Source organism: Parageobacillus sp. G301 (assembly GCF_030268025.1).
In the GTDB taxonomy this organism is placed as follows: Bacteria; Bacillota; Bacilli; order Bacillales; family Anoxybacillaceae; genus Parageobacillus_B; species Parageobacillus_B toebii.
Genome location: NZ_BSDB01000002.1, coordinates 93,958 through 108,009 on the forward strand (window position 1 = coordinate 93,958; position 14,052 = coordinate 108,009).

At 41.6% G+C, this 14,052-nt stretch carries 16 protein-coding genes; 15 read left to right on the top strand and 1 reads right to left on the bottom strand.

The features are described 5' to 3' along the window. The 5 genes from rsmG to QSJ37_RS09210 all read left to right on the top strand — a co-directional run bounded on the left by rsmG (position 1) and on the right by QSJ37_RS09210 (position 4,119). On the top strand, positions 1-717 hold the full coding sequence (rsmG, locus tag QSJ37_RS09190; protein WP_285754852.1) for a 16S rRNA (guanine(527)-N(7))-methyltransferase RsmG: 717 nt from the start codon (positions 1-3) through the stop codon (positions 715-717). A 46-nt stretch (positions 718-763) separates the two neighbouring features. Beyond that, complete coding sequence (noc, locus tag QSJ37_RS09195) at positions 764-1,609, top strand: nucleoid occlusion protein (protein ID WP_285754853.1); 846 nt, start codon at positions 764-766, stop codon at positions 1,607-1,609. 137 nt (positions 1,610-1,746) lie between these two features. Beyond that, positions 1,747-2,508 carry a ParA family protein gene (locus QSJ37_RS09200; protein ID WP_015865419.1) on the top strand — a complete coding sequence of 254 codons (762 nt, stop codon included), beginning with the start codon at positions 1,747-1,749 and terminating at the stop codon, positions 2,506-2,508. After that, a complete protein-coding gene (locus QSJ37_RS09205) occupies positions 2,501-3,358 on the top strand; it encodes a ParB/RepB/Spo0J family partition protein (RefSeq protein ID WP_285754855.1) in 858 nt (285 codons plus the stop codon). Before QSJ37_RS09200 ends, QSJ37_RS09205 begins: the two co-directional genes overlap by 8 nt. 59 nt (positions 3,359-3,417) lie before the next feature. Then, entirely contained in the window at positions 3,418-4,119 is a 702-nt protein-coding gene (locus tag QSJ37_RS09210; RefSeq protein ID WP_015865417.1) for a DUF554 domain-containing protein, read from the top strand. Positions 4,120-4,172: 53 nt separating this feature from the next. On the opposite strand, the gene yyaC is transcribed toward QSJ37_RS09210, so the two are convergent. Beyond that, entirely contained in the window at positions 4,173-4,796 is a 624-nt protein-coding gene (gene yyaC, locus QSJ37_RS09215; RefSeq protein ID WP_285756091.1) for a spore protease YyaC, read from the bottom strand. Positions 4,797-4,944: 148 nt separating this feature from the next. On the opposite strand from yyaC, the gene QSJ37_RS09220 reads away from it, so the two are divergent. The 10 genes from QSJ37_RS09220 (at position 4,945) to rplI (ending at position 14,001) form a co-directional block, all read left to right on the top strand. Further along, the gene (locus tag QSJ37_RS09220; RefSeq protein WP_285754858.1) at positions 4,945-5,844 is read left to right on the top strand and encodes a mechanosensitive ion channel family protein; all 900 of its coding nucleotides are present in this window, start codon (positions 4,945-4,947) and stop codon (positions 5,842-5,844) included. 21 nt (positions 5,845-5,865) lie between these two features. Continuing rightward, a complete protein-coding gene (locus tag QSJ37_RS09225; protein WP_015865414.1) occupies positions 5,866-6,063 on the top strand; it encodes a DUF951 domain-containing protein in 198 nt (65 codons plus the stop codon). Positions 6,064-6,104: 41 nt separating this feature from the next. After that, positions 6,105-8,114: a molybdopterin-dependent oxidoreductase gene (locus tag QSJ37_RS09230; protein ID WP_285754860.1), complete on the top strand. Its 2,010-nt coding sequence runs from the start codon at positions 6,105-6,107 to the stop codon at positions 8,112-8,114. Positions 8,115-8,198: 84 nt separating this feature from the next. Next, the gene (gene ychF / locus QSJ37_RS09235; RefSeq protein WP_285754862.1) at positions 8,199-9,299 is read left to right on the top strand and encodes a redox-regulated ATPase YchF; all 1,101 of its coding nucleotides are present in this window, start codon (positions 8,199-8,201) and stop codon (positions 9,297-9,299) included. Between the two features lie 104 nt (positions 9,300-9,403). Beyond that, complete coding sequence (rpsF, locus tag QSJ37_RS09240; RefSeq protein ID WP_285754863.1) at positions 9,404-9,691, top strand: 30S ribosomal protein S6; 288 nt, start codon at positions 9,404-9,406, stop codon at positions 9,689-9,691. Positions 9,692-9,721: 30 nt separating this feature from the next. After that, on the top strand, positions 9,722-10,216 hold the full coding sequence (gene ssb, locus QSJ37_RS09245) for a single-stranded DNA-binding protein (RefSeq protein WP_081189413.1): 495 nt from the start codon (positions 9,722-9,724) through the stop codon (positions 10,214-10,216). A 54-nt stretch (positions 10,217-10,270) separates the two neighbouring features. Then, positions 10,271-10,510, top strand: a complete 240-nt coding sequence (rpsR, locus tag QSJ37_RS09250; RefSeq protein WP_003253854.1) for a 30S ribosomal protein S18 — start codon at positions 10,271-10,273, stop codon at positions 10,508-10,510. A 94-nt stretch (positions 10,511-10,604) separates the two neighbouring features. Beyond that, positions 10,605-11,531: a YybS family protein gene (locus tag QSJ37_RS09255; RefSeq protein ID WP_285754864.1), complete on the top strand. Its 927-nt coding sequence runs from the start codon at positions 10,605-10,607 to the stop codon at positions 11,529-11,531. A 47-nt stretch (positions 11,532-11,578) separates the two neighbouring features. After that, positions 11,579-13,555 carry a DHH family phosphoesterase gene (locus QSJ37_RS09260; RefSeq protein WP_285754865.1) on the top strand — a complete coding sequence of 659 codons (1,977 nt, stop codon included), beginning with the start codon at positions 11,579-11,581 and terminating at the stop codon, positions 13,553-13,555. Beyond that, entirely contained in the window at positions 13,552-14,001 is a 450-nt protein-coding gene (gene rplI / locus QSJ37_RS09265; RefSeq protein WP_062679393.1) for a 50S ribosomal protein L9, read from the top strand. Before QSJ37_RS09260 ends, rplI begins: the two co-directional genes overlap by 4 nt. The last annotated feature ends 51 nt before the right edge of the window (positions 14,002-14,052 follow it).

The window sequence follows — 14,052 nt, forward strand, 5'->3', positions numbered from 1 at the left end:
ATGGATACAGCACAGTTTCATACCATGCTTGAGGAGAAAGGGATTTCTCTCTCTTCTCAAGCATTGGCACAATTTGAGCGGTATTATGAGTTGTTAATTGAATGGAATGAAAAGATGAATTTAACTGCCATCACGGACAAGCCCAGCGTGTATTTAAAACATTTTTTTGATTCTCTTTCTCCGGCTTTTTACTATGATTTTTCCCAATCATTATCCATTTGCGATGTAGGCGCAGGTGCAGGATTTCCAAGCGTTCCGTTAAAAATTTGTTTTCCGCATCTGAAATTGTCGATTGTCGATTCATTGCAAAAGCGCATCACCTTTCTCGAGCATTTAGCAGCCGAGTTAGGATTAACCGATGTCGCCTTTTATCACGATCGGGCCGAAACGTTTGGAAGAAAAAAAGAATTCCGCGAATCATTTGATATTGTCACTGCAAGGGCAGTGGCGCGAATGTCCGTATTAAGTGAGTTGTGTCTTCCGCTTGTCAAAGTGAATGGCACCTTTATCGCCATGAAAGCCGCCTCGGCACAGGAAGAATTGGAACAAGGGAAAAAAGCGATTGATGTGCTTGGCGGGGAAATTTCCGCGATCGAGCGGTTTATGCTGCCGATAGAACAAAGTGAACGAACGATTATTTTTATTCAAAAAGTGAGAAATACGCCAAACAAATATCCTCGCAAACCGGGAATGCCAAATAAGCAACCAATTCAATGAATTTTTTACAATCTAGGGGAGAGTTTTTAAAGGTGGTGTAAGGGGAATGAAGCATCCTTTCTCTCGCTTCTTTAGCTTTGGAGAAAAGGAACAGGAAGAGATGATGGGAAAACAAGAAAAAGAAGAAGTAAGAAAAATTCCGGTTTCTAAAATTGTTCCAAACCGCTTTCAGCCACGGACGATTTTTGACGAAGAAAAAATTGAAGAACTTGCATTAACGATCCATACGCATGGCATTATCCAGCCGATTGTTGTCCGCGAGTGCGAGGATGGAAAGTTTGAAATTATTGCAGGAGAACGAAGATGGCGCGCCGTTCAAAAGCTCGGTTGGTCGGAAATTCCAGCGATTATTAAAAATCTAAATGACAAAGAAACCGCTTCAGTAGCGTTAATTGAGAATTTGCAGCGTGAAGAGTTGACGCCGATTGAGGAAGCGATGGCGTATGCGAAGCTATTAGAGCTACATAATTTGACACAAGAGGCGTTAGCGCAACGGCTTGGAAAAGGACAATCGACGATCGCAAATAAACTGCGTCTGCTGAAGCTGCCGCAAGAAGTGCAGGAAGCTCTGTTGCATCGAACCATTACGGAACGTCATGCACGCGCATTAATCGTCTTAAAAGATAAAGAAAAGCAATTAAAATTGTTGCAAGAAATCATTGATAAGCAATTAAACGTGAAGCAAACGGAAGATCGTGTGTTGAAAATGCTAGAAGCGGCGAATCCGAAACCGAAACCAAAACGAAAAGCATTTAGTAAAGATATGCGCATCGCCGTCAACACCATCCGGCAGTCGCTCACCATGGTGGCAAACAGCGGCGTTGCTGTTGATTCAGAAGAAGAAGAATTTGAAGACTATTATCAAATTACGATTCGCATTCCGAAAAAGTAATGAACCAAAGAATGTTTTGCCTCATCAAGTTATCTTTGATGGGGTTTTTTTCTTTCTATAAAATAGAAAACAAGTCCATTTTATTTGTTTCATGTTAAAATAAACAATATGAGTAAGAATTAGAGGTAGGTGGCATCGTGGGCAAAGTAATTGCAATCGCAAATCAAAAAGGCGGAGTCGGAAAGACGACGACAGCGGTTAATTTAGCAGCTTGTTTAGCGCATATTGGAAAAAAAGTATTACTTGTGGATATCGACCCACAAGGAAATGCGACGAGCGGAATCGGAATTGAAAAAGGAGACGTCGATGAGTGTATTTATAACGTTATTATTGGGGATTTAAAAGCGAAAGATGTGATAAGACCAACCAATATTGAAAACTTACATATTATCCCGGCAACCATTCAATTAGCGGGGGCGGAAATTGAGCTCGTATCGGTTATTTCGCGTGAAATTCGTTTAAAAAATGCGCTCGATCCGTTGCGGGAAGCATATGACTTTATTATTATCGACTGCCCTCCTTCATTGGGATTATTAACGCTAAACGCATTAACGGCAGCCAATTCCGTTCTTATTCCTGTTCAATGTGAATATTATGCGCTTGAAGGACTTAGTCAGCTTTTAAATACGATTCGGCTTGTACAAAAACATTTAAATCATGATTTACGGCTTGAAGGCGTTTTGTTAACGATGCTGGATGCCCGTACGAATTTAGGTATTCAAGTTATTCAAGAAGTAAAAAAATATTTCCGCGAAAAAGTATATAACACGATCATCCCGCGAAACGTCCGGTTAAGTGAAGCGCCGAGCCATGGAAAACCAATTATTTTGTACGATGTCAAATCACGGGGCGCGGAAGTATATTTAGAATTGGCGAAGGAGGTGTTAGAGCGTGGCTAAAGGTCTTGGCAAAGGAATTGATGCGTTGTTTTCCAATTTGACGTTAAAGGAAGAAGAAACAATAAAAGAAGTGGATATTCGCGAACTTTACCCAAACCCTTATCAGCCGCGGAAAGTGTTTCATCAGGAAGCGATTGAAGAATTAAAGCAGTCGATTTTGCAGCACGGGATTTTGCAGCCATTGATCGTGCGGAAAAGTATAAAAGGGTTTGAAATTGTCGTTGGGGAACGGCGTTATCGCGCCGCAAAAGAAGCGAATTTAAAAACCGTTCCGGTTGTCGTGCGTGAATTGACAGATGAGCAAATGATGGAACTGGCTCTGTTGGAAAATTTGCAGCGTGAAGATTTAAATCCGATTGAAGAGGCAATGGCTTATAAAATGTTAATGGAAAAGCTGCATCTTACACAAGAAGAGATTGCTAGCCGCGTAGGAAAAAGCCGCCCTCATATCGCCAACCATCTTCGTTTATTGTCGTTGCCAAAGGACGTACAAAAGATGCTTGTAGATGGAACGCTTTCGATGGGGCATGGCCGTGCGCTGTTAGGGCTGAAGCACAAAAATAAGATGAAATTCGTTGTTGACCGTATTATTCGCGAGCAGTTAAACGTCCGCCAACTAGAAAAGCTCATTCAAGAAATGAATAAAAATGTTTCACGTGAAACACCAAAGCGAAAACCGGTGGAAAAAAGCGTTTTTCTGAAGGAAAGTGAATCTTTGTTAAGGGAAAAATTTGGAACGAATGTAACGATTAAACAAACTCGAAAAAAAGGAAAAATTGAGATTGAATTTTTCTCTTCTGAAGATTTAGAAAGAATACTAGAATTGTTAGATGTGCGATTGGATGAATAAGTAGGCCATCATCTTTGGTGGTTTATTTTTTTATGGTAATGAACGGGAGGAAACGCATCGTGGTACTATTAGGGACGATTGTAAATGGAATTTGTATTGTGGTCGGGTCATTGCTAGGGAAATTATTCCAACATATCCCGGAACGATTAAAAGCAACGGTGATGGGAGGAATCGGGCTTGCCGTAGCGTTGCTAGGAATTCAAATGGGGATGAAAAGCGAACAATTTCTCATTGTCATTTTTAGTCTTGTTTTTGGCGGAGTGTTAGGAGAAATATGGGATTGGGACCAAAAACTAAATCAGCTCGGTGAATGGGTCGAGAAAAAAGTAGGAGGGGACCAAGAAGGAAATATCGCAAAAGGGTTTGTCAGCGCCACATTATTATTTGTCATTGGAGCAATGGCGATTGTTGGCGCGCTTGATAGTGGATTGCGCGGCGACCATCGCGTCCTGTATACAAAATCGATTTTAGATGGCTTCACGAGTATTATTTTAACAACAACACTCGGTATTGGCGTTATTTTTTCGGCGATTCCTGTTATGATGTATGAAGGAGGAATCGCGTTGCTTGCGACGCAAATTGAGCGATGGGTGCCAAAAGAAATTGTTGATTCATTCATTACTGAATCGACGGCAACAGGAGGAATTTTAATTATGGCGATTGGTTTAAATATGCTTGGTATTACGAACATACGCGTAGCGAATTTGCTGCCTAGCATTATAGTAACTGCTTTCGCGGTTTCTGTTCTTCATTTTTTTTAAAAACAAAGAACCCCCCTTCTTGTTCATCGCAACAAAGAGGGGATTTTTTATGATTAGAATGGCTGTTGGGGATCTTTGACGATGGTTGTATTCGTCCAAAATTCCTTTCGGCTTAATTTTCGATCAGCCTCATAAATGCCGTTGGCGATCGTTTTTGCCATGTTCATCACAAGATGAAGACGAGTATTTTGCAAAACGAAAAATTCCATAAATCCGCTAACGTTCACTACTCCGGTAATATGAAGATCACCGACAGGTGGAAGCTGTTTATTCACCCCGGCGCCTGGCCGTACCGGCCCTTTTGCGATTGTAATGGCGCCAACGCTTTTGAGCCGTCCTAAGCAAGCGTCAATTGCAATCATGAATACGTCGTCATGAATTGAACGAATCGCGGTGATTTTTTCTTCTAGGTTTACGGCATGGATCGGCTCTTCCAATGTCCCATATACATGGAAGTGAGAAAGGTGCTTTTCTTTTAGCATCGTACCAACAAGCGGTCCGAGCGAATCGCCGGTAGAGCGATCCGTACCGATACAAACAATGGCGGCAGGCTGCGATAAAGGGGAAGGAAGCAGTGAAATAAGCCGCAGCGCTATTAACGTAGAAGCTCCTTGTTCATCATGAAAAATACGCTCTCTATCATCTTTGGATGAGAAAAAAATAGATGGTATACTCATCATACCCACTCCTAATTGTCATCAAAGTATTAACAGTATACGGAAAAAACGAAAATTATATACATTATGTTTATTGCTACAAATTGATTTGTAATCTTGTTAAAATAGTTGATGCAAAGCGTAAAATGATGCAGAGGTGTGAACAACATTGGATACAGTGAAAAAGATTTTAGACCCTTTATTTGGATTTGCCGCAAATGAAGATTTTTGGGTGAAATTAGGGGCAGGAACGCTCAAAATCATTATTATTTTAGTATTATGCATGATTGTGACGAAGGTTTTAAAAGTTGCGATACATAATATTTTTAAAATGCGGCAAAAAGCTCCAATCCGCATTTCGGAGCGGCGGGAAGCAACGTTGTTGCGACTGCTGGATAATGTGATTAGGTATGTACTATATTTTATTGCGCTGATTATGATTTTAGATACGTTTGGCGTGGAAGTAAAAGCAATTTTGGCAGGTGCCGGTATTGTTGGGCTTGCTGTCGGTTTTGGCGCGCAAAGCTTAGTGAAAGATGTCATTACCGGATTTTTTATTATTTTTGAGGATCAGTTTGCGGTTGGGGATTATGTACGAATAGGTAATTTTGAAGGATATGTTGAGGCAATTGGCCTAAGGGTAACCAAAATTAGAAGTTGGACAGGGGAAATTCATATTCTGCCAAATGGAAGCATTGCGCAAGTGACGAATTATTCTTTGAATAATAGCATTGCGGTAGTGGATGTCAACATCGCTTATGAAGAGGACATTGAAAAGGTAGAGGAAGCGATTCTCGAACTTCTGCCGCAATTGCCGGCAAAATATGAAGATATGGTTGCCCCGCCTGAGTTGTTAGGCGTTCAAAATTTAACGGCTTCTGAAGTGGTCATGCGTATCATTTGTGAAACGAAACCAATGCGCCACGTTTCCGTAGCAAGAGCGATTCGCAAAGAAGTAAAAATGCATTTAGATGAAAAAGGAATTAAAATCCCATATCCACGCCTTGTTCTTCATGATCGCAATGAACAAGAAAAACAATCTGCTCAGCAAGCAAAGGGAAACGCCTAAGCAAAAGACGGGGGTGAGCCAATGGAAAATAAAGAGTTTGGATTATATGATATCGTGGAAATGAAAAAGCCGCATCCGTGCGGAACAAACCGCTGGAAAGTGATTCGTTTAGGCGCGGATATTCGCATCAAATGCGAAGGTTGCGCTCATAGCGTGCTGCTTCCGCGAAAAGAATTTGTACGAAAGATGAAAAAAGTGTTAGTGAAGCATGAGGAGTAACAGCCTCATGCTCTTTCTATAACGAAAAGGAGAGGAGAGTTATGGAAGAGATACGCGTCACATCGTGCCCGTTAAATTGTTGGGATGTGTGCGGATTAAAAGTAACAATTCAAAACGGAAAAGTAATAAAAGTAGACGGAGATGAAACACATCCGATTACGCAAGGAAAGATTTGCAGCCGCGGCCGTATGCTGGAAACGCGGACGAATTCCAGCAAGCGTCTTCTTTATCCGCTGAAAAAAATCAATGGCCAATTTGTCCGTATTTCGTGGGAGCAAGCATTAGACGAAGTCGCGGAAAAAATGAAAGAAATAAAAGAGCGTTATGGAACAACTGCTGTACTTCATAGCCATGATTATGCGAATAACGGGCTGTTAAAAAATTTAGACCAGCGTTTTTTTAATTGCTACGGCGGTGTGACTGAATTGACAGGCAGTCTATGCTGGGGGGCCGGCATCGAGGCGCAAACTTGGGATTTTGGCAATTCTTATAGTCATGCTCCTGAAGATATTTATCATAGCCGTCACGTTGTCATTTGGGGACGAAATGTGGCGCGGACGAATATGCATTTATTTCAGCATCTTCTTGCCGCAAAAAAACGAGGAACAAAAATCATCGTCATTGATCCGCTATTTCAGCAAACGGCGCAAATTGCCGACATGTATATATCGGTCAAACCGGGGATGGACGCATTTTTGGCGATGGGAATTATAAAAGAAATGCTGCGCTTAGGTTTGGAAGACCGAGCGTTTATTGAACAGCATACCATTGGGTTTGCCGATGTCGAGGCGGTACTGGAAAGTATAACGATGGAAAAAATTGAGCGTCTCACGGAAGTAGACCGCGACGTGATGACGCAATTAGCTGTTATTTACGGAGATCGTCCAACTGCGACATATTTAGGGCTTGGCATGCAGCGATATGCCAATGGCGGCAATACGATTCGCTGGATTGACGCGCTTGTAGCGATAAGCGGCAATGTTGGCATTCCGGGGGGCGGGGCGAATTTCGGCAATCTACAAGTCGGACAATGTTTTGATATTGCCGCGCTTGCGCTTCCAGAGCGAAAAACAGCGTTCCGCACGTTTACAATGATGAAGCAGGCGGAAGGAATTTTACAAGCGACGAATCCTGAAATAAAAATGATCGTCGTCACATGCGGCAATCCGCTTACACAAGTGCCAAACACAAATGTCGTGAGAAAAGCGTTTCAGTCGGTGGAAACGGTCGTTGTGTTCGAACAATTTATGACCGATACCGCCGAACTGGCTGATTATGTATTTCCGGTAACGACGGTATTTGAGGAAGAAGACATTTATTATTCGTCGATGTACCATGCTTATGTCAACTATGGGCCAAAGCTCGTCGAACCGCCGGGTGAGGCAAAATCCGATCTTTGGATTTGGACGGAGTTGGCAAATCGTCTTGGGTTTGGAGATGATTTTGCTTATACGAGAGAAGAGTTTTTAAAAATGGGGTTAAAGCCGTTGGAACGCTACGGAATCACGCTCGAACGGCTGAAAGAGGAAAAACATTTGCTTCTCCCGGTTCAGTCTGTTCCATGGAGCAATTGCCGTTTCCAAACGCCAAGCGGCAAATATGAGTTTACTTCCGCGTTGGCGAAGCAAAAAGGAATGAACGGCAAACTGCAAATCATGTATCCGGCTGAGTCGGAAATAGCCAATCCGTTATTAGCAAAAAAGTATCCGTATCGTTTATTAACCATTCATCCGCTTCGCTCCAACCATTCGCAACATTATCATCTTGTTGAATCCATTCAATCGATCAAAATTGAAGTATCAAAAGATGTGGCCAAGGAGAGAGGATTGGCGGAAGGAGATAAAGCAAGAGTGTTTAACGACCGAGGCGAATTAATTGGAACGGTAAAAATTCTTGCGAAAGCCCATCCGAAAACGATCAATATCGATGAGGGGCAATGGGCGAAGTTTGGCGGTGCTGTCAATGTATTAACATCGGACCGCGAATCTGATAACGGATGCGGAAGCACATTATACGACTGCTTAGTGAATATTGAAAAACTAAAGAAATGACTAGCTTACGAATGCGCTTGTCATTTTCTTTTGGACTCACTATAATGAGGAAAGATGTGAACGGAAAAGAGGAGTGGAAAAATTATGGGATTAACAGCAGGAATCGTCGGTTTGCCGAACGTCGGAAAGTCGACGCTATTTAATGCGATTACAAAAGCGGGAGCAGAATCTGCTAATTATCCTTTCTGTACAATTGAACCAAACGTTGGTATTGTTGAAGTGCCGGATGAGCGGTTGAAAGTGTTGACGGAAATGTTCAAACCGCAACGTACGGTACCGACCGTGTTTGAATTTACCGATATTGCCGGAATTGTAAAAGGGGCAAGTAAAGGAGAGGGGCTTGGGAATAAATTTTTATCGCACATTCGCCAAGTCGACGCCATTTGTCAAGTTGTTCGTTGTTTTAAGGATGAAAATATCACCCATGTAGCGGGAAGAGTCGATCCGCTTGCGGATATTGAAACGATTAATTTAGAGCTAATTTTCGCCGACTTAGAAACGGTCGATAAACGCATAGACCGCGTCGGCAAAATAGCGAAACAAAAAGATAAAGACGCCGTTTTTGAATATGATATTCTGGTGCGCCTGAAAGAAGCGTTCGAAGCAGGAAAACCAGCGCGTACGCTTTCATTTACAGAGGAGGAAATGAAAGTAGTCAAGCAGCTTCACCTATTAACGATCAAACCGATGTTATATGTTGCTAATGTCGGTGAAGAGGATGTCGCTAATCCAGATGCCAACCCGTTCGTCAAACAAGTTCGCGAATTTGCGAAAAGCGACAATGCTGAAGTGATTGTTGTTTGCGCGAAAATTGAAGAAGAAATCGCTCAATTGGATGATGAGGAAAAAGATTTGTTTTTACAAGAACTTGGCATTCAACAATCGGGGCTAGATCAATTAATTCGTGCATCATATAACTTGCTTGGATTGGCAACGTTCTTCACTGCAGGGGAACAAGAAGTGCGCGCATGGACGTTCCGCCGAGGGATGAAAGCGCCAGAGTGCGCGGGAATTATTCACTCCGATTTTGAACGGGGATTTATTCGTGCGGAAACGGTTTCTTACGAAGATTTAATCGCAGCTGGGTCGATGGCGGCGGCACGCGAAGCAGGAAAAATCCGGTTGGAAGGAAAAGATTATGAAGTACAAGATGGCGATATTATTTATTTCCGCTTCAATGTTTAATATTGCTTATCGTTTTCTAGCATGATATAATCAAAAAATGTGAGTAATCTTTTACTCCTTGCCCTTATCAAAAGGGCCGTTTAGACCAAAAGGAGGTGACTAGCGTGAGAAAGTACGAAATCATGTACATTATCCGCCCAAATTTAGACGATGAAGCGAGACAAGCAGTAGTGGATCGTTTCAATAATATTTTAAAAGAAAATGGTGCGGAAATTACAAATGTGACGGATTGGGGCAAACGCCGCTTAGCATATGAAATTAAAAAATACCGTGACGGTCATTACATGATTGTGAATGTCGTCTCTGAGCCAAAAGCGGTGCAAGAGTTTGACCGTTTAGCAAGAATCAGCGACGATATTATCCGTCATATTGTCGTAAAAGAAGAAGAATAATTTTTTTTTAAAAATTAAGAGGTGGTTCTGATGATTAATCGCGTAATTCTTGTAGGAAGGTTAACGAGAGATCCGGAATTACGCTATACTCCAAGTGGGGTGGCTGTTGCCACGTTTACGCTTGCTGTCAATCGTCCGTTTACAAACCAGCAAGGTGAACGTGAAGCGGATTTTATTAACTGCGTTGTTTGGCGTCGTCAAGCCGAAAATGTCGCGAATTTCTTAAAAAAGGGAAGTTTAGCCGGAGTAGACGGTCGTTTACAAACCCGCAGCTATGAAGGTCAAGATGGAAGGCGTGTATATGTAACGGAAGTGGTTGCTGATAGCGTCCAATTTCTTGAGCCGAAAAGTAGCACAGAACAGCGTGGAGTGGCAGCAGGCGGCTACTATGGGGAGCCATTCCCATTTGGACCAGATCAGAACCATCGCAATCCAAACGAAAAAGATTTTAGTCGCATAGATGAAGATCCTTTTGCAAACGATGGTCAAACAATCGATATTTCGGATGATGACCTACCGTTTTAATCAAAAAGCAAAAGGCGCCTTGATCGGATAAAGATAAAGGAGAAAGGAGGATATATGATGGCAGGACGTAAAGGCGGACGCGCAAAACGCCGGAAAGTATGCTATTTCACAGCGAACGGAATTACACATATCGACTATAAAGATGTAGACTTGTTAAAGAAATTCATTTCGGAGCGCGGCAAAATTTTACCTCGCCGTGTTACTGGCACAAGCGCGAAATATCAACGCAAATTGACGGTTGCTATTAAACGCGCTCGTCAAATGGCATTATTGCCATACGTAGCAGACGAATAAAATACGAAAGCAGTAAGGGGGAAATCCTTACTGCTTTTTCTATTTATTTCTCCGTCATTGCGATATGATGGACGTAAGGAGGGAGAATGGAAAATTGCGAAAAACGCAAATCATTACGGAGGCGGCGATTCAGCTTGCTCTGTTTGCTGTTTTATTTTTAGTTTCCCTATATGTACCGCTGTTAGGGATGGTTGCTACATTATTTTTATCGTTGCCGTTTACGATTTTTACGATGCGGCACGGTTATGCATATGCGCTTCTTTTGCTTGTGGCTTCACTTATTATTTCTACGCTGATTGGTTCACTGCTTTCTTTGCCGGTTGCATTGATGTTTGGAACGGCAGGGATTGTGATTGGGGGAATGCTTGCCAAAAATAAAAGCCGTTATATGATTTTACTGACGGGCGCGCTTATATTTCTTATGAACATAGTCATCGATTATATCATCTCCGTAAAATTTTTGCAGATGGATATTATTCAGGAAATGCTCTCAGCATTTCGCCAATCATTTGAGACCGCGATGCAAATTATGAAAGGAATGGGGCAGACGCCGACAAAACAATTACAGGAACAATTTGAACAAGGATTGGAACTTATAAAATATGTAACCCCGACGCTGTTTGTCATCGCTGCTTTCTTGCTTGCCTACGTAACAATGGCCGTCTCTATCCCAATTTTAAAACGATTAAAGCTGCCAGTCGGCACGTGGCCTCCGTTTCGTGATTTTACATTGCCAAAAAGCTTATTATGGTGCTATTTGCTCGTGCTTGTTATTTCATTCATTCCGTTAGAAAAAGGAACATTTGCCTATCTTGCCGTTTTAAACGTATATTATTTATTACAGCTGCTTTTTATTGTTCAAGGGTTTTCTTTCTTGTATTATGCTGCCAATAAAAAGAATGTACCGAAAGGAATCGTGATCGGTGGAACGATCCTATGCTTATTCCTGCCTTTTTTACTTTATCTTATCGCGATATTAGGTATAATTGATTTAGGATTTGATTTGCGAAAACGCATATGATAATTGAATAAGGCAGATTATTTTTCTATGTAGGAGCTGACTTTTGAATGTCTCATTTTTATGAAAGGAAAGCGTATCGCTATCCCTTATACGCTTTTATTGCATTATCGGTTGTTTTTGCAGCGTTTTTGTTTTATTTTCAATGGATATTAGGGATAGTTAGCTTTTTGCTCCTTGGTTTTGTACTTTATTACGTGATCCATTCACAACGGTCATTATATGCAGAGCTTGAGCAATATATTTCCAACTTGTCGTATCGAATTAAAAAAGTTGGCGAAGAAGCATTAATGGAAATGCCCATTGGAATCATGTTGATTAATGATGACTATGAGGTAGAATGGGCGAATCAATTTTTAGCTTCTTGCTTTAAAGAGCAGACGTTAATAGGCCGTTCGTTATATGATCTTTCTGATCCATTAGTCGCTTTATTGAAGCAGGAGCAAATAAATGAAGAAATCATTAACATTCATGGAAGGCAATTTAAAGTCATTATAAGACGCGAGGAAAGGCTTCTTTACTTTTTCGATGTGACGGAGCAGGTAGAATTACAAAAACAATATGAGGCAGAACGATTAGTATTAGCCATTATTTTCCTTGATAATTATGATGAAATTACACAAGGAATGGATGACCAGGCGAAAAGCCAGATGAATAGCCATGTGACGTCCATTTTGAACAAATGGGCGAATGATTATGGGCTATTTTTAAAACGGACGTCGTCCGAGCGGTTTATCGCTGTCTTGAATGAGCATATTCTCAAGCAATTGGAAAAAAGCAAGTTTTCCATTTTAGACGAAGTCCGTGAACAGACGATGAAATATAATGTCCAGTTAACGTTAAGTATTGGGATTGGCACTGGTGTATCATCGCTTCCGGAATTGGGAGCGTTGGCACAATCCGGTTTAGATTTAGCGCTAGGCCGCGGCGGCGACCAGGTTGCCATTAAACAAGGCAACGGGAAAGTGAAGTTTTATGGTGGAAAGACCAATCCAATGGAGAAACGTACAAGGGTTCGTGCCCGTGTCATTTCTCATGCGCTTAGGGAATTGATTACAGAAAGCGACAAAGTGCTGATTATGGGGCATAAATACCCAGATATGGACGCACTTGGAGCTGCTATCGGAATTTTAAAGTTAGTACAATCCAATCAAAAAGAGGGATTTATCGTCATTGATACGGCACGAACGAATTCTGGGGCACAACGTTTAATTGAGGAATTGAAAAAGCATTCGGAGCTATGGTCAAGATTTATTAAGCCAGAACAAGGGCTTGAGTTGGTTACGGAGGATACGTTGGTTATTGTTGTTGATACGCACCGTCCTTCATTAGTCGTAGAAGAAAGATTATTATACCGTACAGATCATATTGTTGTTATTGACCATCATCGTCGCGGTGAAGAATTTATTAATGATCCGATTCTTGTTTATATGGAACCATATGCGTCTTCCACTTCTGAACTGGTGACTGAACTGTTAGAATATCAGCCAAAACGGATGAAGCTGTCGATGCTGGAGGCGACGGCGCTTCTTGCAGGAATTGTGGTTGATACGAAAAGTTTTACGCTTCGCACAGGTTCACGGACGTTTGATGCTGCTTCTTATTTACGTGCTCAAGGCGCTGACACTGTTTTAGTGCAAAAATTGCTAAAAGAAAGTATCACAAATTATGTAAAGCGGGCAAAAATTATTGAAAATGCGTCTATCGATTCGAGAGGAATCGCCATTGCAAAAGGGGATCCAACAGAAACATATGATCAAGTGTTAATTGCCCAAGCGGCTGATACGCTATTAACATTAAGCGGAGTCGTTGCTTCGTTTGTTATCTCAAAGCGAACGGACCAAACGATTGGCATTAGTGCTCGCTCCTTAGGAGATATCAATGTTCAAATCATTATGGAAAGCTTAGGAGGAGGCGGCCATTTAACCAATGCTGCTACACAGCTTTCCGATATAACGATAGAAGAAGCAGAACAGCGCCTGCGAGCAGCAATTAATGATTATCTAGAAGGAGGTAAGGAATCATGAAAGTCATCTTTCTTAAAGATGTAAAAGGAAAAGGAAAAAAAGGGGAAATTAAAAACGTCGCTGACGGATACGCAAACAATTTCCTTTTTAAACAAGGGCTTGCCATTGAAGCAACACCAGCAAACATAAAAGCGCTAGAGGCGCAAAAACGAAAAGAACAACGGCAAGCGGAAGAGGAGCTTGCAAAAGCAAAACAATTAAAAGAAAAGCTAGAACAAATAACGGTGGAATTGTCCGCGAAAGCTGGGGAAGGCGGTCGTTTATTCGGATCGATTACAAGCAAACAAATTGCTGAAGCTCTTCAATCCCAGCACCAAATTAAAATTGATAAGCGTAAAATCGAACTGGACGATGCCATTCGTTCATTAGGATATACGAATGTACCTGTAAAACTTCATCCGGAAGTCACAGCAACATTAAAAGTACATGTGACCGAACAAAAGTAAATTCGTTTCCCCATCAGGTATATCGGTAACATGAGAATAAAATGTGATTTT